Consider the following 25,899-nt stretch of genomic DNA (forward strand, 5'->3'; position numbering starts at 1 on the left):
AGCTTCCCTGCCTGGTTTGCCAAGGTCATATATTCCTTGAACCAATGCCATGTGCACGGTTGCGGAAATTTGTAGCACGGGTGTGCGCGTCACTCTGTCTGATGTACCCGAAGTGCTGCTAACTGCGACCAATTCTGAACCTCAGGTTCAGGATGCCGGCCTAGCGGCTATGGCGGGGACCTATTCGACGGCATCGGACCTGGGTCCGGTGCCGTTTTTCTTTGTGCTTCTTGTGCTTTCGTTCGCGCGCCGCGCCCTGCGCGCGGCGGCGCCGGCTTACTTCCTCACCTCCGACGTCCGTTTCGACTCATGCGCTACTGGCTGATGAAGTCCGAACCCGACGAGGCCAGCATCGACGACCTCGCCAACGCCCCCGAACGCACGCTGCCCTGGACCGGCGTGCGCAACTATCAGGCGCGCAATTTCATGCGCGATGCGATGCAGGTCGGCGACGGCGTGCTGTTCTATCACTCCAGTTGTCCCGAGCCCGGCATCTCGGGACTCGCGCGCGTCGCGTCGGGGGTCTATCCGGACCCGACCCAGTTCGATCCCGCGAGTCCCTATTACGATCCGAAGTCCACGCGGGAAACGCCGCGCTGGCTGCTCGTCGACGTCGCGTTCGAAAAGAAGACGGCGCTGATCCCGCTCGCCGCATTGCGCGAGCACGAGGCGCTCGCCGGCATGCGCGTGCTCGCGAGAGGCAACCGGCTGTCGATCACGCCCGTCACCGGGGACGAGTGGCGTTTCATCACGGAACGCCTGATGTAAGGCCGCACATGCCGCCGCCTGCGAGAAGGAGCCCGAAGACATGATCCGAAGAAAGACCGCCGCCACCCTGGCCATCGCGCTCGCCGCCGCCCTGCCGCTGCTGCCGCATGCCGCGCTGGCCCAGGACAACCCGAACGACGCCCGTCCCGAGCCCTCGGGCGTACTGTCGCTCTCGGCCGAGGCAAGCGCGCAGGTGCCGCAGGACGTCGTGACGATCACGCTTTTCTACGAAGAGCAGGCGGCCGACCCCGCCTCGCTGACCGACACGCTGAACCAGCGCGCCGACGCGGCGCTGCAGAAGGCGAAAAACGCGCGCGGCGTCAGCGCGCGCTCGGGCGCGTTCTCGATCTATCCGTCGACCGACCGCGACGGCCGCATCTCCGCCTGGCATGGCCGCACCGAGATCGTCCTCGAGTCGCACGACTTCGCGGCCGCCTCGCAACTCGCGGGCACGCTCGCGCCGCTCATGCAGGTAGCCGGCGTGCAGTTCTCGCTCTCGCCCGACGCGCGGCACGCCGCCGAAGAGAAACTCTCGGCCGAGGCGATCGCATCGTTCCGCGAGCAGGCCGCCGCGAACGCGCACGCGTTCGGCTATGGCGGCTACGCGATACGCCAGGTCGACGTCGGCCGCGCGAACGCGATGCCGCGCCCGCTCATGCTGATGGGCGCGCGCACGATGGCGGCCGACGCGAATGCCGCGCCGCCGCTCTCGCTCGAAGCCGGCACGTCGACCGTGACGGTCACCGTGTCGGGATCGGTGCAGATGAAATAGCGCAGCGTTCAGCCCGCTCGCACGGCCTGCGTGTCGTCGCGGCGGCGGCGCCGGTACGACCAGAGGAGCATGACCACGCCCGCCACGATCATCGGCAGCGAGAGCCACTGTCCCATCGAGAGGCCGAGCGCGAGCAGCCCGAGAAAGTCGTCGGGCTCGCGCGCGAACTCGACGGTGAAACGCGCGAGCCCATAGCCAATCAGGAACACCGCCGACACCGCGCCGACCGGCCGCGGCTTGCGCGAGAACAGAATCAGGACGATGAAGAGCGCGATGCCTTCGAGCGCGATTTCGTAAAGCTCGGACGGATGGCGCGGCAGCATGTGGTACTGCGCGAAGACTTCGTTCAGATGCCACTTCGCCGCCAGTTGCGGATGCGTGACGAGCCAGGCCGCGTCGTCGTTCGAGGCGCCCGGGAACATCATGGCCCACGGCGCGGACGGTTCCGTCACGCGGCCCCAGAGCTCGCCGTTGATGAAGTTGCCGAAGCGGCCGGCCGCGAGGCCCGTCGGCACCATCGGCGCGACGAAGTCGGTCACCTGCAGCCAGGTGCGCCCGCGCTGCCAGGCGAAGAGCGCCATCGCGAAGGTCACGCCGAGAAAGCCGCCGTGAAACGACATGCCGCCCTGCCAGACCTTGAAGATGTCGAGCGGATGCCCGAAATACCAGTCGGCCTTGTAGAACAGCACGTAGCCGAGCCGCCCGCCGAGCACGGTGCCGAGCACGCCGTAGAACAGCATGTCGTCGATGTCCTTCGCCGTCCAGCCCTGCGCGGCGACGTGAGGCAGGCGCAGTCTCAGGCGGCCGACGACGATCGCCGCGATGAAGCCGACGAGATACATCAGGCCGTACCAGCGCACGGCGAGCGGCCCTAGGTGAATGGCTATGGGGTCGAAATTCGGGTGAATGAGCATCGTGGAGTAATCGGTTGTCGGCGAGTTGTGTGAATCGGTGAAGCAGTGAATCGGTCGTTCGGCGGCCGGGTGGTTCGGAAACGGGGACGGCGCCCTGCGCCGCAGCGCGTTGGACGGCTTTCGTGCCGCCGGGTTCAGGCGCGACGCGCCGGCGCGTCGGACCCGCTGGCCGGGTCGGTCGCCGCATGCGCGCGCACGATCCCGATGAAGCCCGCGAGCACCGGGCTCACCTCCGCCGTGCGCCACACGAGGCCGGTCTCGATCGTCGCGCGGGCGCCGGCCAGCGGCCGGTACGCGACGCCCGTGCGCCGCAGGTTGCGCAGCGACTGCGGCACCAGCGCGACGCCCATGCCGGCCGACACGAGGCTCACGATGGTCTGCATCTGGATCGCCTCCTGGCCGACGCGGGGCTCGAGCCCCGCCGCGCCGTAGCAGCCCATAATGATGTCATAAAAGCCGGGCGCCAGATGTCGGGGGAAAACGACGAGCGGCGCGTCGGCGAGGTCGCGCAGGTCGACGGGCGCATCGCACCAGTCGTCGGCGGCCGGGCCGCCCGCGCCAACCGAGACCGCCGTCGGCAGCGCGGCCACGAGCGGCTCGCGCGCGATCGGCAGATACGAGAGCTGGGACGCGTGGCGCGGTGGCAGCGGCGCGATCACGAGGCCCGCGTCGATGCGGCCCGCGACCAGTTCCTCGACCTGCACGTCGCTCGTCGCCTCCGTCAGTTGCAGCCGCACGCCCGGATAGCGCGCGCCGAAGTCGCGCAACAGCGGCGGCAGCAGCCCGTAGTCGGCCGTGGAAACGAACGCGAGCGCGAGCGAGCCGGCCTCGCCGCGCACGAGGCTCTGCGCAAGCGGGCGCAGAGCCTCCGCCGAGGCCAGCAGGCGCCGCACCTCGGGCAGCAGGTCGGCGCCGACGGCCGTCAGCTCGACCGAGCGCCGCGTGCGCGCGAACAGTTCGACGCCGAGCGTCTCCTCGAGCGCGCGGATCGCCTGCGAGAGCGGCGGCTGCGTCATCGAGAGCCGCGCCGCCGCGCGGCCAAAATGCTGCTCCTCGGCCACGGCGACAAAATAGCGGAGCTGGCGCAGATCGGGCAGGGTCGGATTCGCCATTTGATATCTTTTTCGACTCAATAAGCCACGAATAATATATTGGACATTCGGCTCGCGAAACTGCATCCTTTTCGCCACGCGCCGGCACGCCTCCTCGCGAGGCGCCCCGAACCGGCGCGACCAGTCAAAAAATCACGGAGCTCCCCATGTCGTACAACCGTCGTTCGAAGAACATCACGCAAGGCGTCGCGCGTTCGCCGAACCGCTCGATGTATTACGCCATCGGCTATCAGAAGGATGACTTCGACAAGCCGATGATCGGCATCGCCAACGGCCACTCCACCATCACGCCCTGCAACGCGGGCCTGCAGCGCCTCTCGGACGCGGCCGTCGACGCCGTCAAGGCCGCCGGCGCGAATCCGCAGATCTTCGGCACGCCGACCATCTCGGACGGCATGTCGATGGGCACCGAAGGCATGAAGTACTCGCTCGTCTCGCGCGAAGTCATCGCCGACTGCATCGAAACCTGCGTGCAGGGTCAATGGATGGACGGCGTCGTCGTGGTCGGCGGCTGCGACAAGAACATGCCGGGCGGCATGATCGCACTCGCGCGCGCCAACGTGCCGGGCATCTACGTGTACGGCGGCACCATTAAACCGGGCAACTGGAAGGGTAAGGATCTGACGGTCGTCTCGTCGTTCGAGGCGGTCGGCGAATTCACGGCGGGCCGCATGTCGCAGGAAGACTTCGAGGGCGTCGAGAAGAACGCCTGCCCGAGCACGGGCTCGTGCGGCGGCATGTACACGGCGAACACGATGAGCTCGTCGTTCGAGGCGCTCGGCATGTCGCTGCTGTACTCGTCGACGATGGCGAACCCCGACGAGGAAAAAGTGACGTCGGCGGCCGAGTCGGCGCGCGTGCTGGTCGAAGCCGTGAAGCAGGACCTCAAGCCGCGCGACATCATCACGAAGCAGTCGCTCGAGAATGCCGTGTCGCTCATCATGGCGACGGGCGGCTCGACCAATGCGGTGCTGCACTACCTCGCCATCGCGCACGCGGCCGAGGTGGACTGGACCATCGAGGACTTCGAGCGCATCAGGAAGCGCGTGCCGGTGATCTGCGACCTGAAGCCGTCGGGCCACTACGTCGCCACCGACCTGCACAAGGCGGGCGGCATTCCCCAGGTGCTGAAGATCCTGCTCGACGCGGGCCTGCTGCACGGCGACTGCGTGACGATCACGGGCAAGACGCTCGCCGAGGAATTGAAGGACGTGCCGTCCGTGCCGCGCGCCGACCAGAACGTGATCTTCCCGATCGACAAGGCCCTTTATAAGGAAGGCCACCTCGCGATCCTGAAGGGCAACCTCGCGACCGAAGGCGCCGTGGCGAAGATCACGGGCCTGAAGAACCCGGTCATCACGGGCCCGGCGCGCGTGTTCGACGACGAGCAGAGCGCGATGGAAGCGATCCTCGCGGACCAGATCAAGGCCGGCGACGTGCTCGTGCTGCGCTACCTCGGGCCGCGCGGCGGCCCCGGCATGCCGGAGATGCTCGCGCCGACCTCGGCGCTCATCGGCAAGGGGCTCGGCGAATCGGTCGGCCTCATCACCGACGGGCGCTTCTCGGGCGGCACGTGGGGCATGGTGGTCGGCCACGTCGCGCCGGAAGCGTTCGCGGGCGGCACGATCGCGCTCGTGCAGGAAGGCGATTCGGTCACGATCGACGCACACAAGCTGCTGCTGCAACTGAACGTCGACGACGCCGAGCTCGAACGCCGCCGCGCCGCCTGGAAACAGCCGGCGCCGCGCTACACGCGCGGCGTGCTGGCGAAGTACGCGGCGCTGGCGCTGCCGGCCAACCGCGGGGCGGTGACGGGCTGAGCGTCGCGCGGCCCCGGGGCGGCGAACGCCGGGCCGGCCGCCGCACCGCACACGCATGAAACAGGGGGCGCACGGATTGCCGTGCGCCCCTTTGCTTCTATAATGCGGCCACGATAGCCGGGCATTCAGACCGGCGGAGACCAGCATGTCGTATTCGAAGTCGCTCGTGAAAACGGCGGCGGCCGCCATCGCGTTCGCCGTGGCCGCGGCGGGCAGCGCCGAGGCCGCCGGGCCGGCCGAATTGCAGGGGCTCGCGCTCGCGCAACAGCAAAACTGCATGAGTTGCCACGCCGTGAATCGCACGCTCATGGGGCCTGCGCTGCAAGACGTCGCGGCGAAATACGCGTCGCGCGGCGATGCCCAGCGCTATCTCGCGCGCAAGATCGCCGACGGCAGCAGCGGCGTGTGGGGACCGGTGCCGATGCCGGCGAACACGCAGCTTGCCCCGGGTCAGGCCGCCGCGCTGGCGCGCTGGATCCTGTCGCTGAAGTAGTCAGCCGGCCGCCGCGTCGATCCTTTCGCGGCACGCCCGCAAACCACCTGGACGTTCAGTTCAGGCCTCGTCCGATTGGGCTGGTCCCTGCCGGGCCGCCAGCTCCTCCGCCACGGCCGCGCGCACCCAGGCGATCAGTTCCATCTCGAGCGCGAGACCGACCTCGCGCGTGATCTGGCCGACGAGCCAGCTCGAATGCTCGTTGATCGCGCCGTGGCAGCGCGCTTCGATCGTCGCGCGGCCGTCGCCGGACAGATAGTCGAGACAGCGGCCCCGCAGACGCTCCACGAGCGTGTCGACGTCGAGCGAGTGTGCGCCGGAGACGACGGACGCCGCGCCCGCCGGGTCAGGAAAGGGCGCCGCTCCCCGCGCGCGCGCCGGATTGCCCGGCACGAGAATCTCGGCGAGGACCGGAATCGAATCATCGTAGACGTCTGACACGCTTCACCTCCATCGATCGGCCGGCCGCGCCGGCATCCTGCCCCGCCCATTGGCCCCGGTGATACGCCGTTACCGGTTTAAGCGCCCTGCTTGTAATTATTGAGCGCGTACCCGCGATCGCGATAAAAGCGGTAGCGCTCGCGGCCCGCGGCCAGTTCCTCGGGCGCGTTGCCGACCACCTCGAGCAGCCGCTCGAAGCGCGCGAACTGCTGCGGCACGTCGGCGCCGAGATTCAGCAGCACCTGGTGATGCGGCGCGCGCTCGAGATCGGCGGTCAGGACGACCGGCGTCCCGGGCGCGAGCGCGCTCTCGACCGGACAGTGCGGCACGAAGTCGAGCGGCGAGAACGTCCACAGCGCCTCGTCGAACGTGCGCAGCTTCGCGGGCTCGGCCAGCACGACGATCGGCTGGCCCGCCTGGTACGCCTTGCGCGCGAGCCGGCAGGCGTACAGCAGCGCGTTGCCGACGTTGGTGTGGAAGTCGATGCGCGTCATGGCGCGCTCGCCGCCCCGCCGTCCGGCCGCGACGCCGCGATCACTGCGCCGCGCGGTCGATCAGGAACTGCGCGAGGAGCGGCACCGGCCGGCCCGTCGCGCCCTTCGCCGCGCCGCTCTTCCACGCGGTGCCCGCGATGTCGAGGTGCGCCCACGGATAGCCGTCGGCGAAACGCGACAGGAAGCAGGCGGCCGTCACGCTGCCGGCCGGCCGGCCGCCGATGTTCGCGAGGTCGGCGAAGTTCGACTTGAGCTGATCCTGGTACTCGTCGTCGAGCGGCAGGCGCCAGGTCGGGTCGTTCGCCTCGCGCGCGGCGTCGAGCAGTTCGCCCGCGAGCGCGTCGTCCTTCGAAAAGAGACCCGTGTTGTGATGGCCGAGCGCGATGATGCAGGCGCCCGTCAGCGTCGCGATGTCGATCATGGCGGCCGGCTTGAAGCGGGCCGCGTAGGTCAGCGCGTCGCAAAGAATAAGGCGGCCTTCCGCGTCGGTGTTGAGCACTTCGACCGTGAGGCCCGACATCGTCGTGACGACGTCGCCCGGCTTCGTCGCGGTGCCCGAGGGCATGTTCTCGCAGGTCGGGATGACGCCGATCACGTTGAGCTTCAGCCCCAGCTCGGCGACCGCGCGGATCGTGCCGAGCACCGAGCCCGCGCCCGACATGTCGTACTTCATCTCGTCCATGGCCTCGCCGGGCTTGAGCGAAATGCCGCCCGTGTCGAACGTGATGCCCTTGCCGACCAGCACGACGGGCGCGGACTTCGCCGACGCGCCCTGGTAGTGCAGCACGATGAACTGCGGCGGCTCGACCGAGCCTTTCGCGACGGAAAGGAACGAGCCCATGCGCAGCGCCGCGATCTGGCGCTCGCCGAGCACTTCGGCCTTGAGCTTCCAGTCGCGCGCGAGCTTCTTCGCCGTCGACGCGAGATAGGTCGGCGTGCAGACGTTGCCGGGCAGGTTGCCGAGGTCGCGCGTGAGATCCATGCCGTTGGCGAGCGCCGCGCCCTGCTTCGCCGCGAGCTTCGAGACCTTCTCGTCGGCCGCGTCGACGCTGAACGTGACGCGCCGCAGCGCGCGCGGCGCCGGCTCGGCCTTGCTCTTCATCTGCGTGAAGCGGTAGGTCTGCTCGCGCAGCGCGAGGACGGCCGTGCGCACGGCCCAGTCGGCCGAACGCTCCTTGACGGGCAGTTGCGCGAGCGTGAACGTGACCTGGGCGATCTTCGTGCCGAGCACGACGCGAAAGGCGGCCTTCACGGCCTCGCCGTAAGCCTTCTGACCGAACGCGTCCTGCTTGCCGAGGCCGACGAGCAGCACGCGCGAGGCGCCGATGCCCGAGACCTCGGGCAGGAAGAGCGTGGAGCCGGCCTTGCCGTCGATGTCGCCCGCCTTCACGACGCGCGCGATCTGGCCGCCGATGGCCGCGTCGATCGCGAATGCCGCGCCGGAAAGCGTCTGCGACTCGAACACGCCGACCACGATGCAATCTGATTTTCCGGCCAGGAACCCGCCTTCCCCGCCTTTGCTCCAATCACAGGCTTTTATGCTAAAGTCCATCGCGCTCGTCCTCGGATAAAATCTGGGCTTGTCAGATGAGAAAGCGGCAATTATCCGCTATTTTTCCCGCGGCGGCTGCATGAAGGCCTCCCGGCCCGCGCGGCTCCCCTCGCGGGCCGCCCGCTTCCCCCATCACCAATGATCTTCGAACGTTCCCTGCAGCGTGAACTCGCGTACACGGCCGGTGCCGTGTTCATGGTTCTGCTCACGATCATGCTGACGACGATGATGATCCGCATCGTCGGCTTCGCGGCGTCGGGCCAGATCGACCCGCGCGACGTGCTGGTCCTGATCGGCCTGACCGTGATCGGCTACACGGCGGTCATGCTGATCGTCACGCTGTTCGTCTCGATCCTGTTCGTGCTCACGCGCTGGTACAGGGATTCCGAAATGGTCGTGTGGTTCGCCTCGGGCGTGAGCCTCACGCAGCTCATCCGGCCGATCGCGACGTTCTCGGCCCCGATCCTCGTGCTGATCGTCTTCTTCGCGTTCGTCGGCTGGCCGTGGTCGAACGCGCGCAGCCAGATGATCCGCGAACGCTTCCAGCAGCGCGACGAGGTCTCGCTGCTCGCGCCGGGCCAGTTCCGCGAGTCGCCGACCACGCACCGCGTGTTCTTCATCGAGGGCATGTCTCCCGACCAGTCGCACGTCGAGAACGTGTTCGTGACGAGCACCGACAACGGCAGGGTCAGCGTGATCGTCTCGAGGAGCGGCCACACCGAAACGCAGCCGGACGGCGACCGCTTCGTCGTGCTCGACAACGGCCGCCGCTACGACGGCGTGCCGGGCCAGCCCGACTTCCGGATCATGGAATTCCAGCAGTACGGCGTCAAAATCCAGAGCCAGCCGGTCGTCTCGAGCCTGACACCAAGCGCCCTGCCGACGCGCCGGCTGCTGCGCAACCCGACCCGCGACAACCTGGGCGAGCTGGCCTGGCGCGCCGGGCTACCGCTCATCGCGCTGAACCTGATGCTGCTCGCCATTCCGCTCGCCTACCAGAACCCGCGGCGCGGGCGCACGATCAACCTCGTCATGGCGGTGCTCATCTACCTCACCTATTCGAACCTGCTCAACGTCGTGCAATCGTGGATCGAGCAGGGCAAGCTGTCGTTCGGCGTCGGCCTCGTCGCGCTGCACATCGTCGTCGGGGCGCTCGTGGCGTTCCTCTTCTGGATGCGCGTGCGCAACCGGCCGCTCATCACGCGCGCCACGTTCCGGCGCGCAGCGCAGGGAAACTGAACGATGCGCATCTACGAACGCTATTTCGCGCGCCAGGTCTACCTGACCTTCGTCTTCATCCTGTTCGCGTTCTCGGGCCTGTTCTTCTTCTTCGACCTTATCAACGAGCTGAACTCGGTCGGCCACGGCAATTACAAGTTCGCCTACGCGGTGCTGCGCGTCGCGCTGCAGACGCCCTCGCGCTTCTACGAAATCATCCCGGTCGCGGCGCTCATCAGCGCGATCTACGTGTTCGCGCAGATGGCGGCCAACTCCGAGTACACGATCTTTCGCGTCTCGGGCCTCGCCACGGGGCAGGCGCTGCGCTCGCTGCTGAAGATCGGCATTCCGCTCGTGCTCGTCACCTACGTGATCGGCGAGGTGATCGGCCCCTACACCGACCAGCTCTCCGAGCGCGTGCGGCTCGAGGCGCTCGGCTCGGCCGTGTCGACCAACTTCCAGTCGGGCGTCTGGGTGAAGGACACGCTCACCGAGCGCGAGGACGGCGAGCAGGTGACGCGCTTCGTGAACGTCGGCAAGCTGCTGCCCGACGCGACCATCAGCGACGTGCGCATCTACGAGTTCGACTCGCTCTTCCGCCTGACGAACGTGCGCATCGCGCAAAGCGGCACCTATCAGCCGCCGGGACACTGGCTGCTCAAGAACGTGACCGACACCCAGCTCATCGGCGTGCCGCCGCCGCAGGGTCAGCCCGTCGACGCGCTGAATCCGGTCTACCGCGCACAGCAGGTCACGCTGCCCGAATACTCGCTGCGCTCGGAGCTCACGCCGCAAATCCTCTCGGTGCTGCTGGTCTCGCCGGACCAGATGTCGATCTTCAACCTCATGCGCTACATCCAGCACCTGACCGAGAACCACCAGGACACGCACAGCTACGAAATCGCGCTCTGGCGCAAGCTGCTCTACCCGTTCGCGGTGTTCGTGATGCTCGTGCTGTCGCTGCCGTTCGCGTACCTGCACACGCGCGCCGGCGTCGTCGGCGTGAAGGTGTTCGGCGGCATCATGCTCGGCATGAGCTTCCAGCTCATCAACACGCTGTTCTCGCACATCGGTACACTGAACACGTGGCCCGCGCCGCTCACCGCGGCCACGCCTGGCCTGATCTATCTCGTGCTGGGGCTCGTCGGCCTGAAATGGGTCGACCGGCATTGAGCGGCGTCTGACGGCCTCCCCGGGCCGGCCGCGCTCCCCGCCAGCCGGCGCGGCGGCACGATCAATCGCACGAAGCTGCACACAGCGGCACGGAGCAGTCGACGATGGGTGCACACGGCATGATCCTCTTCGGCCACGGCGCGCGCGATCCGCGCTGGGCCGAGCCGTTCGGGCGGCTCGCCGCGAAGCTCGCCGCGGCGCGCCGCGAGACGGGCGACGCGGGTCCGGTCGGACTCGCCTTCCTCGAACTCATGACGCCGGACCTGCCGGCGGCCATCGCGGCGCAGGCCGCCTCGGGATGCAGCACGATCACGGTGGTGCCGGTTTTCTTCGGCGAGGGCGGCCACGTCCGCCGGGATTTGCCGCTGCTCGTCGAGCGCTGCCGGCAGGCGCACCCGGACGTACGGATACGCTGCGCGGGCGCCGTCGGCGAGGACGATGCGGTGCTGGATGCGGTGGTCCGCTATTGCCTCTCGGCCACGGCAGGACGCGCCGATTCCTGAGCCCGGGGGCTCACACGATCGGTTCCGCTGGAAAGAGACTGGGAAGAAAGCCGGGGAAGGCGGCCAGGGCCGGATAAACGCCGCACCCGGCCGCAGAAAAAGCGGGACCGCGGACTTTCAGGCCGCCGCTCTTACCCCGCCGCGAGGCGCAGCCGCTTCGGCCGTTTCGGCTGCGCCGACGACCCGCTCGGCGAACGCATCGCCGATCATCAGGAGGCTCGGCTGCGTCGCGTCGAGCCACGCCTGGGCCTCGCCCGCCGCGAGCTGCGCGAGCGTCAGCGTCAGCGTACGCTCGCGCGGCGTGCTGCACGCCTCGACGACGGCCACCGGCGTCTCGCCGGGCCGGCCCGCGTCGATCAACTGACGCGCGATCTCGGGCGCGCTGTCGCGCCCCATGTAAAACACGAGCGAATCGGCATTCACCTGTTCGCGAATCGCGTCGCTCCCCTCGGCCCGGCTGTGCGTGGCAAGCGCGACGCTGCGCGCGACGCCGCGCAGCGTCAGCGAGCGGCGCAGCGTCGCCGCGCTGGCCAGCGCGGCCGTGATGCCCGGCACGACCTCGTACTCGATCCCCGCCGCCTCGAGCGCGCGCATTTCCTCGTCGGCCCGGCCGAACAGCATCGGGTCGCCGCCCTTCAGCCGCACGACCACGGCGTGCTCGCGCGCGGCATCGACGAGCTGCTTGTTGATGAAATGCTGCGCGGTCGAGCGCTGTCCGCAGCGCTTGCCGACGGCGATACGGCGCGCGTTCGGCGCGTACTCGAGCATCGCCTCCTCGACGAGCGCGTCGTGCAGCACGACGTCGGCCATGCCGAGCAGCCGCGCGCCGCGCACCGTAATCAGATCCGCGGCGCCGGGTCCCGCGCCGATCAGATACACCTTGCCCATTTGTCCCAACTCTCCTGTTGCTGCCTGTCGCGTTCCGCTCCGCCGCCGTGCGGGAAAGGCACGCATCGTCGGCCCTCGCTCAGGCCGAAAACTCTCGAATCATGCCGGCCGCTACCGTGTGATGCGTCGCCTCGTCGATGAGCACGAACGCGCCGGTGCCGGGTTGAGCATCATACACGTCGCAAACCACGGGCTTCTGCAGCGTCAGCGCGACGCGGCCGATATCGTTCATCGCCAGCGCCTGCCGGTCCGTCGCGTGCGAGAGCGTATGCACGTCGAGCACCTGGCGGACCGCGCCGACGCGCGCGAACACCGTGCTCGTGGTCTGCTTGAGCAGGTACTTGCGCTGCATCGAGAGCGGCTCCTCGTCGAACCAGCAGAGGTCGGCCTCGAGCTTCTTCGCGGGCTGCACCGCGTCGCCGGCCGGCACGAAGGTGTCGCCGCGCGAAACGTCCACGTCCTGCGCGAGGCGGATCGTGACGGTCTGCCCCGCGTACGCGCGCTCCACCTGCGCGGTGCCGCCCGGCACCGGCGCGACGATCTCCGCCACGGTCGCGCTGCGGCCGGCCGGCAGCACGGCGATCTCGTCGCCGACCTTCACCTCGCCGGCCTCGACGCGGCCCATGTAGCCGCGGAAGTCGTCGGCGCTCGCGCCGTCCTGGCGCGCCACCCACTGCACCGGAAAGCGCAGCGCGGCGCTCGCCGCCTGCCCGACCGGCAGGGCCTCGAGCACATCGAGAAGCGGTTCGCCCGCATACCAGGGCATGCGCTCGCTCGCGGCGACGATGTTGTCGCCGCGCAGCGCCGAGACGGGCACGAAGCGCACGTCGGCGAGACCCAGTTGCCGCGCGAGCGCGAGGTAGGCGTCGCGGATCTCGTTGAAGCGCGCCTCGCCGTAGTCCACCAGGTCCATCTTGTTGATCGCGACGATCACGTGCTGCAGGCCGAGCAGCTTGACGATGGCGCTGTGGCGCTTGGTCTGCGGCAGCAACTGCGCCGCCCCGTCCGCGCCCTGCGTCACGCGCGTGGCGTCGATCAGGACGATCGCCGCGTGCGCGGTCGAGGCGCCCGTCACCATGTTGCGCGTGTACTGCTCGTGGCCCGGCGTGTCGGCGATGATGAACTTGCGCCGCGCCGTGGCGAAGTAGCGGTAGGCGACGTCGATCGTGATGCCCTGCTCGCGCTCGGCTTCGAGGCCGTCGGTCAGGAGCGACAGGTCGATCTCGTCGCCGACCGTGCGCTTGTTCTTCGCGCGCGAGAGCGCCGAAAGCTGGTCGGACAGCACGGCCTTGCTGTCGTAGAGCAGGCGGCCGATCAGCGTGCTCTTGCCGTCGTCGACGCTGCCGGCCGTGATGAAGCGCAGCACGCCGCTGCGCGAGTCTCCCTGGAGGGCGGCAAGGTCGAAATCGAGGTTTTCAGGTTGATGCGTCGTACTCATGTGAATCGTCCCGCGTAGGCCTTCAGAAATAACCCTGCTTCTTGCGCTGTTCCATCGCGGCTTCGGAGGTCTGGTCGTCCATCCGCGTCGCGCCGCGCTCCGTGATTTCGGTCACGGCCGTCTCGGCGATGATCTTCTCGACGTTGTCCGCGTCGCTCTCGACCGGGCACGTGCAGCTAATGTCGCCGACCGTGCGAAACCGCACGAGCGCCGACTCGCTCGCCTCGCCCTCGCGCATCGGCGTGAGCGGCGTGACGGGCACGAGCAGCCCGCTGCGGCGCACGATCTCGCGGCGGTGCGCGTAGTAGATCGACGGCAGTTCGAGGCCTTCGCGTCCGATGTACTGCCACACGTCGAGTTCGGTCCAGTTCGAGATCGGGAACACGCGCAGGTGCTCGCCGTTGTGCAGCCGCGTGTTGTAGAGGCTCCAGAGCTCGGGGCGCTGGGCCTTCGGGTCCCACTGGCCGAACTCGTCGCGGAACGAGAAGATGCGCTCCTTCGCGCGCGCCTTCTCTTCGTCGCGGCGCGCGCCGCCGATCATCGCCGTGAAGCCGTGCGCATCGATCGTCTCGAGCAGCGTCACGGCCTGGGCGGCATTGCGCGAATCGGTCTCACGGCGCAGGCGCACGGTGCCGCGCCTGATCGAATCCTCGACGTGGCCGACCACGAGCTGCGCGCCGATTTCGGCCGCGCGGCGGTCGCGAAAGTCGATCACTTCCTCGTAATTGTGGCCCGTGTCGATGTGCACGAGCGGGAACGGCAACGAGGTCCTGCGATTCGCGCCGAGGCCGAACGCCTTCAGCGCGAGGTGCAGCACGACCACCGAGTCCTTGCCGCCCGAGAACAGCAGCGCGGGCTTGCTGCACTCGGCCACCAGCTCGCGCAGAATGTGGATCGATTCGGCTTCGAGCCAGTCGAGATGGTCCATCCGGTTCGCCGCCGCAGCGGGCCTCGCCGAAGACGCAGGGGAAACAGCGGAATCGAGCGTCGTGCTCATATTCAAAATCCTTCGTTGGGTTGCGCGGCCCTTTGGCTGCGCGATGCTCTTGCGTCGAAACTAATTCTGGCCGGTCGCCGTCGGCGCCTGCCGCGAGGCGTCGACCACGGGAATCGCGGAAACGCCCGTCAGGTGCAATCCGCATTCCTTCGTGTCGCGCGACTCCCACCACCAGCGCCCGGCCCGGCTGTCCTCGCCGGGGCGCACCGCGCGCGTGCAAGGCTCGCAGCCGATGCTCGGATAGCCGCGCGCGTGCAGCGGATTCACGCTCACGTCGAACGCACGCAGATAGGCCCAGACCTCGGCCTCGGTCCAGTCCGCGAGCGGGTTGAACTTCGCGATGTTGCGCCCGGCGTCGTGCTCTTCCTCGTGCAGTTCGGTACGCGTGACCGACTGCTCGCGGCGCTGGCCCGTCACCCAGGCGCCGACGCCCGCGAGCGCGCGGTTCAGCGGCTCGACCTTGCGGATCTCGCAGCAACGCTTGCGCAGCTCGACGCTCTCGTAAAACGCGTTGAGCCCGTGCGCCGCCACGTATTCGTCCACGGCGTCCTCGCGCGGATGGAACTGCTCGATCTCGTAGCCGTAGCGCTCGCGCACGCGTTCGATCATGCCGAGCGTTTCCGCGTGCAGCCGCCCCGTGTTCAACGAGAAGATGCCGATCTTCACGCCGCGCGCGAGGATCGCGTGCGTGAGCAGCATGTCCTCGGCCGCGAGGCTGCTCGCGAGCTTCACGCGCGCATGGCGCGCGGCGATCGAATCGAGCAGCGCCTCGAGCCGGCCGATCTTCGCGGCAAGGCCCGCCGGCAAGCCGGCATCGCCCGCGGGCGTGGCGGACGGGCTCATGCCGCGGCCCGCTGCGCCTCGCGGCGACGGAACAGCGGCGACGGCTCGTCGACCGCGCCCTGATACTGGACCGTGAACTCGCCGAACGCCTTCAGCGCGTCGTGGATGTCCTTGTCGGCGCGCACCGCGAACGCGTCGAACCCGCAGCGCTCCAGGTAGCGCAACTGGTCGCGCAGCACGTCGCCGATCGCGCGCAACTCGCCCTTGTAGCCGTAGCGCTCGCGCAGCAGACGCGCGATCGAATAGCCGCGGCCGTCGCGAAACACCGGGAAATCAACGCCGATCAGCGCGATCGCGTCGAAGTCGCCGGCCAGATCGGCCGGCTCGCTGTCGGGCGCGAGCCAGACGCCGAGCGCGTCGCGCCCGCGCGAGGCGCGCAGCGCGTCCTTCGCCGTCTGCCACAGCGCGAGCGGCACCAGCACCTTGCCCGCGGGCAGCGCGTCCGCGGCCGGCAGCGTGCCGTCTTCGGCGGCGCGCACCACGTTCCAGTCGTCCTCGACGACGGCGCGGTTCCTGATAATCGAAGTGCTCATAAGCTAACCTGAAATCCTTTGTCGATGCCGTCTCTTAGGCGTGGGCCGGCTGGCGCGAGGCGTACACGCGCTCCTTGAACGGCGCGATGCCGATGCGGTCGTAGGTGTCGATGAAGCGCTCGCCCTCGAGCCGGTGCTCGACGAACGTGTCGATGACCTTCTGCACCACGTCCGGCATTTCGCCGGCCGAGAACGACGGGCCGATCACGCGGCCGAGCCGCGCGCCGTTCGCGCCCGTGCCCTGCTCGCCGCCGAGCGACACCTGGTACCACTCGGCGCCGTCCTTGTCGACGCCGAGCACGCCGATGTTACCGACGTGATGGTGGCCGCACGAGTTCATGCAGCCCGAGATGTTGAGCGACACGTCGCCGAGGTCGTGGACGTAATCGAGGTCGCCGAAACGCTCCTCGATCGCGAGCGCGATCGGAATCGACTTCGCGTTGGCGAGCGAGCAGAAGTCGCCGCCCGGGCACGCGATGATGTCGGTCAGGAGGCCGATGTTCGCCGTCGCGAAGCCCTGCGCCTTCGCCGCCTCCCAGAGCGCAAACAGGTCGCGCTTCTTCACGTCGGCGAGAATCAGGTTCTGCTCGTGCGAAACGCGGATCTGGCCGAACGAATAGCGGTCGGCCCAATCGGCGACCGCGTCCATCTGCGCGTCGGTCGCGTCGCCGGGCGCCACGCCCGCGGGCTTGAGCGAGAGCGTCACCGAAGCGTAGCCCGGCACGCGGTGCGGACGCACGTTGCGCTCGATCCAGCGCGAAAACGCCCGGTTTTCGAGCAGGTACTTCTCGTAGGTCGCGTCGGTGTCGGCCAGCTTCTCGTAGGCGGGCGGCGCGAAATACTGCGCCACGCGCGCCACTTCGGCTTCCGTCAGCGTCGACGGGCCGTCCTTCAGGTGCTGCCATTCTTCCTCGACCTGCTGCGCGAACTTCTCGGGCGAAAGCGCCTTCACGAGAATCTTGATGCGCGCCTTGTAGAGGTTGTCGCGGCGGCCGTAGCGGTTGTAGACGCGCAGCACGGCCTCGCAATAGGTGAGCAGATGCCGCCAGGGCAGGTCGCGCCGGATGATCGAGCCGATGACCGGCGTGCGGCCGAGCCCGCCGCCCGCCATGATCGTGACGACGACCTCGCCGGCCGCGTCGCGGTCCAGATAGACGCCGAGGTCGTGAATCTGCACGGCCGCGCGGTCTTCCTTCGCGCCGGACACGGCGATCTTGAACTTGCGCGGCAGCCACGCGAATTCGGGGTGGAACGTCGACCACTGGCGCAGGATCTCGGCCCACGGGCGCGGATCGACCGTCTCGTCGGGCGCGACGCCCGCGAACTGGTCGGCCGTGATGTTGCGGATGCAGTTGCCCGAGGTCTGGATGCCGTGCATCTGTACCGAGGCGAGCTTCGCGAGCAGGTCGGGCGTCTCCTCGAGCTCGATCCAGTTGAACTGGATGTTCGAGCGCGTCGAGAAGTGGCCGTAGCCGCGGTCGTGCTCGCGCGCGATGCGCGCCAGCATGCGCATCTGGTCGCTGCGCAGGTTGCCGTACGGAACGGCGATGCGGTGCATGTAGGCGTGGCGCTGCATGTACAGGCCGTTCTGCAGGCGCAGCGGACGAAATTCTTCCTCGCTCAATTCGCCCGACAGCCGGCGGCGAACCTGGTCGCGATACTGCGCGACGCGCTCGTCAACGATGGTCTGGTCGTACTGATCGTATTGGTACATTCGGGGACCCCAGGGTTGCGCTTGTGTTGCATTCGAACTCGACGCGGCTCTCCGGTTGTGCCGCGCCCGGCTCCGTTTCGTCGCGGCCGACGGCGGGCAAAGCCCGTCCGTCATTTGCTAATGACGAAAACAGATATCCATATTGGAAAATTTGGGGAAATCGTAATAAACTCCCTTTATATTTCAAACGACTAAAAAATTCTGTTTATATGCCAAGGTGTTATATATGAACCTGCACCAATTCCGGTTCGTGCGCGAGGCCGTCCGACAGAATTTCAACCTCACCGAGGCGGCCAAGGCGCTGTTCACAAGCCAGCCGGGCGTTTCGAAGGCCATCATCGAGCTCGAGGACGAACTGGGCGTCGAAATCTTCACCCGTCACGGCAAGCGCGTACGCTCGCTGACGGAGCCCGGAAGGATCATTCTCGCATCGGTCGAGCGAATCCTGCAGGAGGTCGAGAGCTTAAAGCGCGTCGGCAAGGACTACGCGGCCCAGGACCAGGGCAATCTGACCATCGCCGCCACCCACACCCAGGCGCGCTACTCGCTGCCGGGCGCGATCGCCGAGTTCAAGCGGCGCTTCCCGAAGGTGCATCTGTCGATCCTGCAGGGCAGCCCGACCCAGGTGGCCGAGATGGTCATCCACGACCAAGCCGACCTCGCCATCGCGACCGAGGCCATCTCGAACTATAAGGAACTCGTGTCGCTGCCGTGCTTCCAGTGGCACCACGTGGCCGTCATGCCGCCCGACCACCCGCTGCTCGAACGCAAGCCGCTCTCGCTCGACGACCTGGCCCAGTACCCGCTCATCACCTACGACAACGCGTTCGCGGGCCGCTCGAAGATCAACCAGGCGTTCAACCTGCGCGGCCTCTCGCCTGACATCGTGCTGGAAGCCATCGACGCGGACGTCATCAAGACCTATGTCGAGCTCGGCATGGGCGTCGGCCTGATGGCGGACATCGCGTTCAACGCCGAGCGCGACCGCCACCTGCGCGCCCTGCCCGTCGGCCATCTGTTCGGCAGCAACGTCACGCGTCTGGCGCTCAAGCAGGGCGCGTACCTGCGCAGCTACATCTACACGCTCGTCGAACTGCTTTCGCCGAGCCTGAACCGGCGGCTCATCGAGCAGGCGCTCAAGGGCGAGCACGAAAGCTACGAGCTTTGAGGCGGCGGGCACCGGGCCGGCCCGGTTGCTGGCCCCTGCGCTGGCTCCATTGCCGGCGCCGGCGCGGCGCGGCGCCCCGCTTTGCTACAATCGCCGGGTTGCCCTGGCACCTTTTTGCACACGGGTTATCGTGCGGTTCCGCGCCGGCGCCCGAGGCGCCGCGGCCGGGCCGCCGGACCCGCGCCGCGCCGGGAAGACGCCGCACCCGAACGGATTCGAACCCACCACGCCGAACCATCATGAACATCGAAAAAGCACGCTTCAACATGATCGAACAGCAAATCCGTACCTGGGAGGTGCTCGACCAGGACGTGCTGAACCTGCTGTCGATCGTCAAGCGTGAGCAATTCGTCCCCGCCGTCTACGCGAACCTCGCGTTCTCCGACCTCGAAATTCCGTTGCCGGGCGGCCAGCACATGCTGACGCCGCGCGTCGAGGCGCGCGTGCTGCAGGAGCTGGCGGTCAAGAAACACGAAAGCGTGCTCGAAGTCGGCGCGGGCTCGGGCTACATGGCGGCGCTGCTCGCGCACCGGGCACAGCAGGTGCTGACCGTGGAGATCGACACCGAGCTGGCCGCGTTCGCGCGCGCGAACCTCGCGAAGAACGGCGTGCTGAACGCGGAAGTCGCGCTCGGCGACGGCGCGCGCGGCTGGAAGGCCGCGCAGCCGTACGACGTGATCTGCGTCTCGGGCGGCCTGCCCGTCGTGCCGCAGGAACTGCTCGAACAGCTCAAGGTAGGCGGTCGCCTCGCCGCCTTCGTCGGCACCGCGCCCGTGATGGAAGCCCAGATCATCACGCGCATCGACGAGCGGCAGTACCGCATCGCCGGCATTTTCGAAACCTGGACCGAAGCGCTGCAGAACGCCGTGCACCCGTCGAGCTTCAAGTTCTGAGCGTACGCTTTTCCGCCCCGACCCTACGCCACTACCGACCACGATGCAGAACCTGACCGCCCCCGCCCTCGCCGAATGGCTCGCCGACTCGTCGCGCAAGGCGCCCGTGCTGCTCGACGTGCGCGAGCCCTGGGAAATCGAAACGGCGAAGCTCGCCGGCAGCGTCTCGATTCCGATGCGCGACATCCCGGCGCGCAGCGAGGAACTCGACGACGAGGCGCAGATCGTCTGCATCTGTCACCACGGCGCGCGCAGCGCCCAGGTCGCGATGTTCCTCGAGTCGCGCGGCTTCGCTCAAGTCTTCAATCTGTACGGCGGCATCGACGCGTGGTCGCGCCAGGTCGATCCGGACGTGCCGACTTACTGATCCGGGCCCGTCGGCGCGCGCTTCTTCGTCCGGAGCGGCGCGCGGGCGCCCCCGGGCGTCGTGGAAATCCATGCGGCGGTTGTCGACGACAAGGGCGGCGGTCGCCGCCGCCGGCAACCGCCGCCCCCCGCCCATACCCAACGCGCCGCACGCCACGCCCGCATGTCGCTCAACGAACATCCCGCCGCCCTCGTCACGCCGGCCGATGCGTCCGATCCGTCCGCCGCGCATCGCGAATGGCTCGCGCGGCTCGAACTCGGTTTCGAGCGTCGCGACGCCGCCCAAGGAGGCCAGCCGGGCGGCGCGCGCACGACGCTCGCGCACCGGCGGCATCTGGGCCCGCTGCGCGTACAGCGGCCGCTCTACCCCGAGGGCGACGCGATCTGCCACGCGGTGATCGTGCATCCGCCGGCCGGCATCGCGGGCGGCGACCGGCTCGAAATCGACGTGAACGTGGCCGACGGCGCGCACGCCGTGCTGACCACGCCGGGCGCGACGAAGTGGTACAAGTCGAACGGCCGCGCGGCGCGCCAGCGGATCGACCTGCGCATCGGCGCGGGCGCGAAGCTCGACTGGCTACCGCAGAACAACCTGGTTTTCGACCATGCCCACGCCGAACTCGACTTCTCGCTGACGCTGGCCGAAGGCGCGACGGCGATCGGCTGGGACGCCACCCAGCTCGGCCGTCAGGCGGCCGGCGAGCGCTGGTCGGCCGGCACGCTGCGTGCCACGACGCGGCTCGCGCGCGCCACGGCTTCGCCTTCGGCCCTCCCTTCCGCGACGCCGCTGCTCTGGTTCGAACGCGCGCGGCTCGACGCCGCCGATACGCTGCGCGACGCTCCGCAGGGGCTCTCCGGCTATCCGGCGTTCGGCGTGCTCTGGGCGGCCGGCCCGGTCTGCGACGATGCGCTCGCGCAGGCGCTCGCCGAACACCTGCCGTTCGACGACGCGCTGCGCGCCGCCGCGACCTGCGTCTGTCCCGGCCTGCTGCTCGTGCGCGTGCTGGCGCGCTCGATGGAGCCGCTGCAGCAGACGCTCGCGCGCTGCTGGACCCGCCTGCGCCCGCTCGTGCACGGTGTCGAGGCCACGCCGCTGCGGCTGTGGACGACCTGACCCGCGCGCGACGCCCAAGCCGACCCGGCAACGCATTTTGAGCGCGTCGACGCCCATGAAATCAGCCGCTATGATGTCCGTGGCGCCGCCGACGCATCCCGCCCGTACCCGCCAGGCGCCCCGACCGACCCCGAATCGACCCTGAACCGATGAAGCTCACGCCCCGCGAGAAAGACAAGCTCCTGATCTTCACCGCCGCGCTGCTCGCCGAAAGGCGCCGCGCGCGCGGCCTCAAGCTCAACTATCCGGAGGCCGTCGCGTTCATCACGGCCGCGCTGATGGAAGCCGCGCGCGACGGCAAGACCGTCGCCGAGGTCATGCACTACGGCACGACGCTGCTCACGCGCGACGACGTGATGGAGGGCGTGCCCGACATGATCCCCGACATCCAGGTCGAGGCGACGTTTCCCGACGGCACGAAGCTCGTCACCGTCCATCACCCGATTCCCTGAGCGAGGCGCTGCACATGATTCCCGGCGAACTGCTGATCGACGACGGCGAGCTCGAACTCAACGCGGGCCGCACGACGCTCACCGTCACGGTGTCCAACACCGGCGACCGGCCCGTGCAGGTCGGCTCGCACTTTCACTTTTACGAAGCGAACCCGGCGCTCGCGTTCGACCGCGAGGCCGCGCGCGGCTTCCGCCTGAACATCGCGGCCGGCACGGCGGTGCGCTTCGAGCCCGGCCAGGCACGCACGGTCGAGCTCGTCGCGCTTGCCGGCCACCGCGTCGTCTACGGCTTCAACGGCAAGGTGATGGGGCCGCTGTAAGGCGCCCGCGCCACCGCTATCCGCCATCCGCTTCGGACCTTCATCATGACACTACGCATTGGCCGCCGCGCATACGCGGAGATGTTCGGCCCCACCACCGGCGACCGCGTGCGCCTCGCCGACACCGAGCTCGTGATCGAGATCGAGCGCGACCACACCGTCTACGGCGACGAGGTGAAGTTCGGCGGCGGCAAGGTGATCCGCGACGGCATGGGCCAGTCGCAGCTTCCCGCCGCGCAGGTCGCCGACACGGTCGTCACGAACGCCGTGATCGTCGATCACTGGGGCATCGTCAAGGCCGACATCGGCATCAAGGACGGCCGCGTCTGGAAGATCGGCAAGGCCGGCAACCCCGACGTGCAGCCGGGCGTGACGATCCCCATCGGCGCCGCGACCGAGGTGATCGCGGGAGAGGGGCTCATCGTGACGGCCGGCGGCGTCGACACGCACATCCACTTCATCAGCCCGCAGCAGATCGACGAGGCGCTTGCCTCGGGCGTGACGACGATGCTCGGCGGCGGCACCGGCCCGGCCACCGGCACGAACGCGACCACCTGCACGCCGGGCCCGTGGCACCTCGAACGGATGCTGCAGGCCGCCGACGGCTGGCCGATGAACCTCGGCTTTCTCGGCAAGGGCAACGTGAGCCTGCCGCAGCCCGCGACCGAGCAGATCGCCGCCGGCGCCATCGGCCTGAAGCTGCACGAGGACTGGGGCACGACGCCGGCCGCGATCGACAATTGCCTCTCCGTGGCCGACGACACCGACACCCAGGTCGCGATCCACACCGACACGCTCAACGAGGCGGGCTTCGTCGAGGCGACGGTAGCCGCCTTCAAGGGCCGCACGATCCACACGTACCACACCGAGGGCGCGGGCGGCGGCCACGCACCCGACATCATCAAGGTCTGCGGCGAATCGAACGTGCTGCCGTCGTCGACGAATCCGACGCGGCCCTACACGGTCAACACGCTCGACGAGCACCTCGACATGCTGATGGTCTGCCATCACCTCGACCCGTCGATCGCCGAGGACATCGCGTTCGCCGAATCGCGCATCCGCCGCGAGACGATCGCGGCCGAGGACATCCTGCATGATCTCGGCGCGCTGTCGATGCTGTCCTCGGACTCGCAGGCGATGGGGCGCGTGGGCGAGGTCGTCATCCGCACCTGGCAAACCGCGCACAAGATGAAGGTGCAGCGCGGCGCGCTCGGCGAAGACTCCGTGCGCAACGACAACTTCCGCGTGAAGCGCTACGTCGCGAAGTACACGATCAACCCGGCCATCACGCACGGCATCGCGCACGAGGTCGGCTCGATCGAGCCGGGCAAGTGGGCCGACCTCGTGTTCTGGGAGCCGGCGTTCTTCGGCGTCAAGCCCTCGCTCGTGCTCAAGGGCGGCATGATCGCGCTCGCGCAGATGGGCGACCCGAACGCGTCGATCCCGACGCCGCAGCCGGTCCACTATCGCGAGATGTTCGCGACGCGCGGCCAGGCGCTCGCGTGCACCTCGCTCACGTTCGTCTCGCAGATGGCCGAGGCGGCCGGCGTCGCGGCGCGCTACGGGCTGGAGAAACGCGTCGTCGCGGTGCGCAACTGCCGCAACGTGACGAAGGCCGACATGATCCACAACGCGTGGCAGCCGAAAATCAGCGTCGACCCCGAGACCTACCAGGTGATCGCGGACGGCCAGTTGCTGACCTGCGAACCGGCCGCCGTGCTGCCGATGGCCCAACGTTACTTTCTGTTCTGAAGACTCCGATATGCGCACACTCGACAAACGCCTCGACGCCCACGTCAAACTCGCGGCCGTGCTCGTGCGGCGCGCGCCCACGCTCACGCTCGCCTACGAATCGCGCTGCAAAAGCCGCCTGTCCGCCGCGCTCGACTCCGGCGAGGAAGTCGCGCTCGTGCTGCCGCGCGGCACCGTGCTGCGCGACGGCGACATGCTCGTCGCCGACGACGGCGGCCTCGTGCGCGTCGTCGCGGCGCCGGAGACGGTGCTGCGCGTAGAAGCCGACGACGCGCCGACGCTCACGCGCGCCGCCTATCACCTCGGCAACCGGCACACGCCCGTCGAGGTCGGCGCCGATTATCTGAAGCTCGAGGCCGATCCCGTGCTCGAAGATATGCTGCGCCGGCTCGGCGCGCGCGTCGAGACGGCGACGCTGCCGTTCCAGCCCGAGGCGGGCGCGTACGGCGGCGGCCACCGGCATGGCCACGACGCGTCGTTCGACGAGGACTACGCGCTCGCGCAGAAGGTGTTCGACGAGCATCACGGGCATGCGCACGATCACGATCATGGGCACGCCCACCACGGGCACGGGCACCACCAGCACGACGCAAGCCATGCCCATGCAGGCGAGGCCCACGTGCATGGTCCGGACTGCGGTCACGACCACAGCCATGACCACGGCCATGCCGCCGGAGAAGCGCACGTCCACGGCCCGGGCTGCGGTCACGACCACGGCCACGACCACACGCACGACGACGGCGCGCCCTGCGCCGATCCGCACCACCATCACGGCCATGCGCATCGCTGAGCTCACGGCGCTGCTGCATCTCGCGTCGCCGGCGCTGCCGATCGGCGCGTTCAGCTATTCGCAGGGACTCGAGGCGGCCATCGACGCGCAGCTCGTCGGCGACGCCGACAGCGCCCGACGCTGGATCGAGCATGGTCTTGGAGACGTGCTGGCCGCGGGCGAGCTGCCGTTTCTCGCGCATCAGATCGAACGCTGGCGCACGCACGATACGCACGACGCGGCCATGCTGGCCGAGGCGAACGACGAATTCCTCGCGAGCCGCGAATCGGCCGAGTTGCGCCGCGAAACGGCGCAAATGGGCTGGTCGCTGCGGCAACTCTGCCTGCAGCTCGAATGGGGCGACGCCGCCCGGCGCGCGACGCTCGACGGGCTCGCGAGCGTCGCGCAACCGACCGCGTTCGCGCTGGCCGCGTTCGCGCACGACGTGCCGGCCGACGCCGCGCTCGCCGCCTACGCGTTTAGCTGGATCGAGAACCAGGTGGCCGCCGCGCTCAAGACTGTGCCGCTCGGGCAACTGGCAGGCCAGCGCATACTCGTCGCGCTGCGCCCCGCCGTCGAGGCCGCCGTCGAGCGCGCGCTCGCCACGCCGCCCGAGGCCGTCAACACGTTCGCGCCGCAGCTCGGCATCCTGTCGGCGCGCCACGAATCGCAGTATTCGCGGCTCTTCCGGTCGTAGACCACCGCTTCCCCGAACCCAGAAAGCCCATCCCTCCGATCATGAACGCGACTTCTCCCCATCCGGCAAGACGCACGAAAAAACTGCCTCCGCTGCGCGTCGGCATCGGCGGCCCGGTCGGCTCCGGCAAGACCACGCTGCTCGAAATGCTGTGCAAGGCGATGCGCGAGCGCTACGACCTCGTCGCCATCACCAACGACATCTACACGAAGGAAGACCAGCGCCTCCTGACCGTCGCGGGCGCATTGCCCGCCGAGCGCATCATGGGCGTCGAGACGGGCGGCTGCCCGCACACGGCCATCCGCGAGGACGCGTCGATCAATCTCGAGGCCGTGGACCAGATGCTCACGCGCTTTCCGCAAGCCGACATCGTGTTCATCGAGTCGGGCGGCGACAATCTCGCGGCGACGTTCAGCCCCGAGCTCTCGGACCTGACGATCTACGTGATCGACGTGGCCGGCGGCGAGAAAATTCCGCGCAAGGGCGGCCCCGGCATCACGAAGTCGGACCTGCTCGTCGTCAACAAGACGGACCTCGCGCCGATGGTCGGCGCGAACCTCGAGGTGATGGCCTCGGACACGAAGAAAATGCGCGGCGAGCGGCCGTTCGTGATGTGCAACCTGAAGGCGCTCGACGGGCTCGCCCAGGTCGTCGCGTTCATCGAGAAGAAGGGGCTGCTGGCCGGGTGAAGGCGC

The 25,899-nt window shown here is 68.6% G+C and carries 28 protein-coding genes and 1 other RNA gene; 18 read left to right on the forward strand and 11 right to left on the reverse strand.

The genetic code is table 11. From position 1 onward, the window contains the following. Window position 1: 1 nt before the first annotated feature. The 3 genes from ssrS to CY652_RS20440 all read left to right on the forward strand — a co-directional run bounded on the left by ssrS (window position 2) and on the right by CY652_RS20440 (window position 1,540). Window positions 2-183: non-coding RNA, 6S RNA (gene ssrS, locus CY652_RS20430), on the forward strand. A gap of 126 nt (window positions 184-309) precedes the next feature. Next, window positions 310-768 carry an EVE domain-containing protein gene (locus tag CY652_RS20435; protein ID WP_102132544.1) on the forward strand — a complete coding sequence of 153 codons (459 nt, stop codon included), beginning with the start codon at window positions 310-312 and terminating at the stop codon, window positions 766-768. A gap of 40 nt (window positions 769-808) precedes the next feature. Further along, window positions 809-1,540 (forward strand): SIMPL domain-containing protein, encoded by a 732-nt coding sequence (locus CY652_RS20440; RefSeq protein ID WP_102132545.1) that lies wholly within the window; start codon window positions 809-811, stop codon window positions 1,538-1,540. An 8-nt stretch (window positions 1,541-1,548) separates the two neighbouring features. Here the strand turns inward: CY652_RS20440 and lgt are convergent, their stop codons facing one another. Next, on the reverse strand, window positions 1,549-2,454 hold the full coding sequence (gene lgt, locus CY652_RS20445) for a prolipoprotein diacylglyceryl transferase (protein WP_102132546.1): 906 nt from the start codon (window positions 2,452-2,454) through the stop codon (window positions 1,549-1,551). Window positions 2,455-2,588: 134 nt separating this feature from the next. Beyond that, a complete protein-coding gene (locus tag CY652_RS20450) occupies window positions 2,589-3,566 on the reverse strand; it encodes a LysR family transcriptional regulator (RefSeq protein ID WP_258002389.1) in 978 nt (325 codons plus the stop codon). 146 nt (window positions 3,567-3,712) lie between these two features. On the opposite strand from CY652_RS20450, the gene ilvD reads away from it, so the two are divergent. Next, window positions 3,713-5,386: a dihydroxy-acid dehydratase gene (gene ilvD / locus CY652_RS20455; RefSeq protein ID WP_102132547.1), complete on the forward strand. Its 1,674-nt coding sequence runs from the start codon at window positions 3,713-3,715 to the stop codon at window positions 5,384-5,386. 145 nt (window positions 5,387-5,531) lie between these two features. Continuing rightward, window positions 5,532-5,879 carry a c-type cytochrome gene (locus CY652_RS20460; protein WP_102132548.1) on the forward strand — a complete coding sequence of 116 codons (348 nt, stop codon included), beginning with the start codon at window positions 5,532-5,534 and terminating at the stop codon, window positions 5,877-5,879. Window positions 5,880-5,939: 60 nt separating this feature from the next. Here CY652_RS20460 and CY652_RS20465 read toward each other — a convergent pair whose 3' ends face one another. The 3 genes from CY652_RS20465 to CY652_RS20475 all read right to left on the reverse strand — a co-directional run bounded on the left by CY652_RS20465 (window position 5,940) and on the right by CY652_RS20475 (window position 8,366). Then, a complete protein-coding gene (locus CY652_RS20465; protein WP_102132549.1) occupies window positions 5,940-6,320 on the reverse strand; it encodes a DUF2486 family protein in 381 nt (126 codons plus the stop codon). Window positions 6,321-6,397: 77 nt separating this feature from the next. After that, window positions 6,398-6,814 (reverse strand): DNA polymerase III subunit chi, encoded by a 417-nt coding sequence (locus CY652_RS20470; RefSeq protein ID WP_102132550.1) that lies wholly within the window; start codon window positions 6,812-6,814, stop codon window positions 6,398-6,400. Window positions 6,815-6,854: 40 nt separating this feature from the next. Next, window positions 6,855-8,366 (reverse strand): leucyl aminopeptidase, encoded by a 1,512-nt coding sequence (locus tag CY652_RS20475; RefSeq protein WP_102132551.1) that lies wholly within the window; start codon window positions 8,364-8,366, stop codon window positions 6,855-6,857. Between the two features lie 138 nt (window positions 8,367-8,504). Here CY652_RS20475 and lptF point away from each other — a divergent pair, with 138 nt between their 5' ends. From lptF to CY652_RS20490, 3 genes are all read left to right on the forward strand, one after another. Next, window positions 8,505-9,605 (forward strand): LPS export ABC transporter permease LptF, encoded by a 1,101-nt coding sequence (gene lptF / locus CY652_RS20480; RefSeq protein WP_102132552.1) that lies wholly within the window; start codon window positions 8,505-8,507, stop codon window positions 9,603-9,605. Window positions 9,606-9,608: 3 nt separating this feature from the next. Then, window positions 9,609-10,757 carry an LPS export ABC transporter permease LptG gene (lptG, locus tag CY652_RS20485; RefSeq protein ID WP_102132553.1) on the forward strand — a complete coding sequence of 383 codons (1,149 nt, stop codon included), beginning with the start codon at window positions 9,609-9,611 and terminating at the stop codon, window positions 10,755-10,757. 104 nt (window positions 10,758-10,861) lie between these two features. Beyond that, entirely contained in the window at window positions 10,862-11,260 is a 399-nt protein-coding gene (locus CY652_RS20490) for a sirohydrochlorin chelatase (protein ID WP_102132554.1), read from the forward strand. 117 nt (window positions 11,261-11,377) lie between these two features. Here CY652_RS20490 and cobA read toward each other — a convergent pair whose 3' ends face one another. From cobA to CY652_RS20520, 6 genes are all read right to left on the reverse strand, one after another. Next, window positions 11,378-12,148, reverse strand: coding sequence for a uroporphyrinogen-III C-methyltransferase (cobA, locus tag CY652_RS20495; protein WP_180970702.1), 771 nt, complete (start codon window positions 12,146-12,148; stop codon window positions 11,378-11,380). Between the two features lie 79 nt (window positions 12,149-12,227). After that, complete coding sequence (locus tag CY652_RS20500) at window positions 12,228-13,586, reverse strand: sulfate adenylyltransferase subunit 1 (RefSeq protein ID WP_102132555.1); 1,359 nt, start codon at window positions 13,584-13,586, stop codon at window positions 12,228-12,230. A gap of 22 nt (window positions 13,587-13,608) precedes the next feature. Beyond that, window positions 13,609-14,583, reverse strand: a complete 975-nt coding sequence (cysD, locus tag CY652_RS20505) for a sulfate adenylyltransferase subunit CysD (RefSeq protein WP_102132556.1) — start codon at window positions 14,581-14,583, stop codon at window positions 13,609-13,611. 60 nt (window positions 14,584-14,643) lie between these two features. Further along, the gene (locus CY652_RS20510; protein WP_102132557.1) at window positions 14,644-15,426 is read right to left on the reverse strand and encodes a phosphoadenylyl-sulfate reductase; all 783 of its coding nucleotides are present in this window, start codon (window positions 15,424-15,426) and stop codon (window positions 14,644-14,646) included. Continuing rightward, window positions 15,423-15,959, reverse strand: a complete 537-nt coding sequence (locus tag CY652_RS20515) for a DUF934 domain-containing protein (protein WP_102132558.1) — start codon at window positions 15,957-15,959, stop codon at window positions 15,423-15,425. The genes CY652_RS20510 and CY652_RS20515 overlap by 4 nt, the downstream gene beginning before the upstream one ends. A 34-nt stretch (window positions 15,960-15,993) precedes the next feature. Continuing rightward, on the reverse strand, window positions 15,994-17,673 hold the full coding sequence (locus tag CY652_RS20520) for a nitrite/sulfite reductase (protein WP_102132559.1): 1,680 nt from the start codon (window positions 17,671-17,673) through the stop codon (window positions 15,994-15,996). 226 nt (window positions 17,674-17,899) lie between these two features. Between CY652_RS20520 and CY652_RS20525 the strand changes: the two genes are divergently transcribed. The 10 genes from CY652_RS20525 to ureG all read left to right on the forward strand — a co-directional run bounded on the left by CY652_RS20525 (window position 17,900) and on the right by ureG (window position 25,893). Next, on the forward strand, window positions 17,900-18,841 hold the full coding sequence (locus CY652_RS20525; protein ID WP_102132560.1) for a CysB family HTH-type transcriptional regulator: 942 nt from the start codon (window positions 17,900-17,902) through the stop codon (window positions 18,839-18,841). A gap of 239 nt (window positions 18,842-19,080) precedes the next feature. Then, a complete protein-coding gene (locus CY652_RS20530) occupies window positions 19,081-19,734 on the forward strand; it encodes a protein-L-isoaspartate O-methyltransferase family protein (RefSeq protein WP_102132561.1) in 654 nt (217 codons plus the stop codon). Window positions 19,735-19,777: 43 nt separating this feature from the next. Further along, entirely contained in the window at window positions 19,778-20,101 is a 324-nt protein-coding gene (locus CY652_RS20535; RefSeq protein ID WP_102132562.1) for a rhodanese-like domain-containing protein, read from the forward strand. A 162-nt stretch (window positions 20,102-20,263) separates the two neighbouring features. Continuing rightward, complete coding sequence (locus tag CY652_RS20540; RefSeq protein WP_102132563.1) at window positions 20,264-21,214, forward strand: urease accessory protein UreD; 951 nt, start codon at window positions 20,264-20,266, stop codon at window positions 21,212-21,214. Window positions 21,215-21,363: 149 nt separating this feature from the next. After that, window positions 21,364-21,666 (forward strand): urease subunit gamma, encoded by a 303-nt coding sequence (gene ureA / locus CY652_RS20545; protein ID WP_102132564.1) that lies wholly within the window; start codon window positions 21,364-21,366, stop codon window positions 21,664-21,666. Between the two features lie 14 nt (window positions 21,667-21,680). Continuing rightward, window positions 21,681-21,986, forward strand: a complete 306-nt coding sequence (locus CY652_RS20550) for an urease subunit beta (RefSeq protein ID WP_102132565.1) — start codon at window positions 21,681-21,683, stop codon at window positions 21,984-21,986. 45 nt (window positions 21,987-22,031) lie between these two features. After that, the gene (gene ureC / locus CY652_RS20555) at window positions 22,032-23,738 is read left to right on the forward strand and encodes an urease subunit alpha (RefSeq protein WP_102132566.1); all 1,707 of its coding nucleotides are present in this window, start codon (window positions 22,032-22,034) and stop codon (window positions 23,736-23,738) included. Window positions 23,739-23,748: 10 nt separating this feature from the next. Next, on the forward strand, window positions 23,749-24,528 hold the full coding sequence (ureE, locus tag CY652_RS20560) for an urease accessory protein UreE (RefSeq protein WP_102132567.1): 780 nt from the start codon (window positions 23,749-23,751) through the stop codon (window positions 24,526-24,528). Beyond that, the gene (locus CY652_RS20565; RefSeq protein WP_102132568.1) at window positions 24,515-25,204 is read left to right on the forward strand and encodes an urease accessory protein UreF; all 690 of its coding nucleotides are present in this window, start codon (window positions 24,515-24,517) and stop codon (window positions 25,202-25,204) included. Before ureE ends, CY652_RS20565 begins: the two co-directional genes overlap by 14 nt. 41 nt (window positions 25,205-25,245) lie before the next feature. Further along, window positions 25,246-25,893, forward strand: a complete 648-nt coding sequence (ureG, locus tag CY652_RS20570; protein ID WP_102132569.1) for an urease accessory protein UreG — start codon at window positions 25,246-25,248, stop codon at window positions 25,891-25,893. Window positions 25,894-25,899 lie beyond the last annotated feature (6 nt).

The organism is Burkholderia sp. WAC0059 (assembly GCF_002870125.1).
Classification (GTDB): Bacteria; Pseudomonadota; Gammaproteobacteria; order Burkholderiales; family Burkholderiaceae; genus Paraburkholderia.

What these genes read in the sequence shown, in the direction of transcription:
- CY652_RS20530 (WP_102132561.1), top strand. Translation starts at nt 19,081, where the DNA reads ATGAACATCGAAAAAGCACGCTTCAACATGATCGAACAGCAAATCCGT.
- cysD (WP_102132556.1), bottom strand. Translation starts at nt 14,583, where the DNA reads ATGAGCACGACGCTCGATTCCGCTGTTTCCCCTGCGTCTTCGGCGAGG.
- ureG (WP_102132569.1), top strand. Translation starts at nt 25,246, where the DNA reads ATGAACGCGACTTCTCCCCATCCGGCAAGACGCACGAAAAAACTGCCT.
- CY652_RS20470 (WP_102132550.1), bottom strand. Translation starts at nt 6,814, where the DNA reads ATGACGCGCATCGACTTCCACACCAACGTCGGCAACGCGCTGCTGTAC.
- ureA (WP_102132564.1), top strand. Translation starts at nt 21,364, where the DNA reads ATGAAGCTCACGCCCCGCGAGAAAGACAAGCTCCTGATCTTCACCGCC.
- CY652_RS20515 (WP_102132558.1), bottom strand. Translation starts at nt 15,959, where the DNA reads ATGAGCACTTCGATTATCAGGAACCGCGCCGTCGTCGAGGACGACTGG.
- CY652_RS20525 (WP_102132560.1), top strand. Translation starts at nt 17,900, where the DNA reads ATGAACCTGCACCAATTCCGGTTCGTGCGCGAGGCCGTCCGACAGAAT.
- lptG (WP_102132553.1), top strand. Translation starts at nt 9,609, where the DNA reads ATGCGCATCTACGAACGCTATTTCGCGCGCCAGGTCTACCTGACCTTC.
- CY652_RS20440 (WP_102132545.1), top strand. Translation starts at nt 809, where the DNA reads ATGATCCGAAGAAAGACCGCCGCCACCCTGGCCATCGCGCTCGCCGCC.
- CY652_RS20540 (WP_102132563.1), top strand. Translation starts at nt 20,264, where the DNA reads ATGTCGCTCAACGAACATCCCGCCGCCCTCGTCACGCCGGCCGATGCG.
- CY652_RS20435 (WP_102132544.1), top strand. Translation starts at nt 310, where the DNA reads ATGCGCTACTGGCTGATGAAGTCCGAACCCGACGAGGCCAGCATCGAC.
- CY652_RS20550 (WP_102132565.1), top strand. Translation starts at nt 21,681, where the DNA reads ATGATTCCCGGCGAACTGCTGATCGACGACGGCGAGCTCGAACTCAAC.
- CY652_RS20475 (WP_102132551.1), bottom strand. Translation starts at nt 8,366, where the DNA reads ATGGACTTTAGCATAAAAGCCTGTGATTGGAGCAAAGGCGGGGAAGGC.
- ureC (WP_102132566.1), top strand. Translation starts at nt 22,032, where the DNA reads ATGACACTACGCATTGGCCGCCGCGCATACGCGGAGATGTTCGGCCCC.
- lgt (WP_102132546.1), bottom strand. Translation starts at nt 2,454, where the DNA reads ATGCTCATTCACCCGAATTTCGACCCCATAGCCATTCACCTAGGGCCG.
- CY652_RS20460 (WP_102132548.1), top strand. Translation starts at nt 5,532, where the DNA reads ATGTCGTATTCGAAGTCGCTCGTGAAAACGGCGGCGGCCGCCATCGCG.
- lptF (WP_102132552.1), top strand. Translation starts at nt 8,505, where the DNA reads ATGATCTTCGAACGTTCCCTGCAGCGTGAACTCGCGTACACGGCCGGT.
- CY652_RS20450 (WP_258002389.1), bottom strand. Translation starts at nt 3,566, where the DNA reads ATGGCGAATCCGACCCTGCCCGATCTGCGCCAGCTCCGCTATTTTGTC.
- CY652_RS20500 (WP_102132555.1), bottom strand. Translation starts at nt 13,586, where the DNA reads ATGAGTACGACGCATCAACCTGAAAACCTCGATTTCGACCTTGCCGCC.
- CY652_RS20510 (WP_102132557.1), bottom strand. Translation starts at nt 15,426, where the DNA reads ATGAGCCCGTCCGCCACGCCCGCGGGCGATGCCGGCTTGCCGGCGGGC.
- CY652_RS20490 (WP_102132554.1), top strand. Translation starts at nt 10,862, where the DNA reads ATGGGTGCACACGGCATGATCCTCTTCGGCCACGGCGCGCGCGATCCG.
- ureE (WP_102132567.1), top strand. Translation starts at nt 23,749, where the DNA reads ATGCGCACACTCGACAAACGCCTCGACGCCCACGTCAAACTCGCGGCC.
- CY652_RS20565 (WP_102132568.1), top strand. Translation starts at nt 24,515, where the DNA reads ATGCGCATCGCTGAGCTCACGGCGCTGCTGCATCTCGCGTCGCCGGCG.
- cobA (WP_180970702.1), bottom strand. Translation starts at nt 12,148, where the DNA reads ATGGGCAAGGTGTATCTGATCGGCGCGGGACCCGGCGCCGCGGATCTG.
- CY652_RS20535 (WP_102132562.1), top strand. Translation starts at nt 19,778, where the DNA reads ATGCAGAACCTGACCGCCCCCGCCCTCGCCGAATGGCTCGCCGACTCG.
- ilvD (WP_102132547.1), top strand. Translation starts at nt 3,713, where the DNA reads ATGTCGTACAACCGTCGTTCGAAGAACATCACGCAAGGCGTCGCGCGT.
- CY652_RS20520 (WP_102132559.1), bottom strand. Translation starts at nt 17,673, where the DNA reads ATGTACCAATACGATCAGTACGACCAGACCATCGTTGACGAGCGCGTC.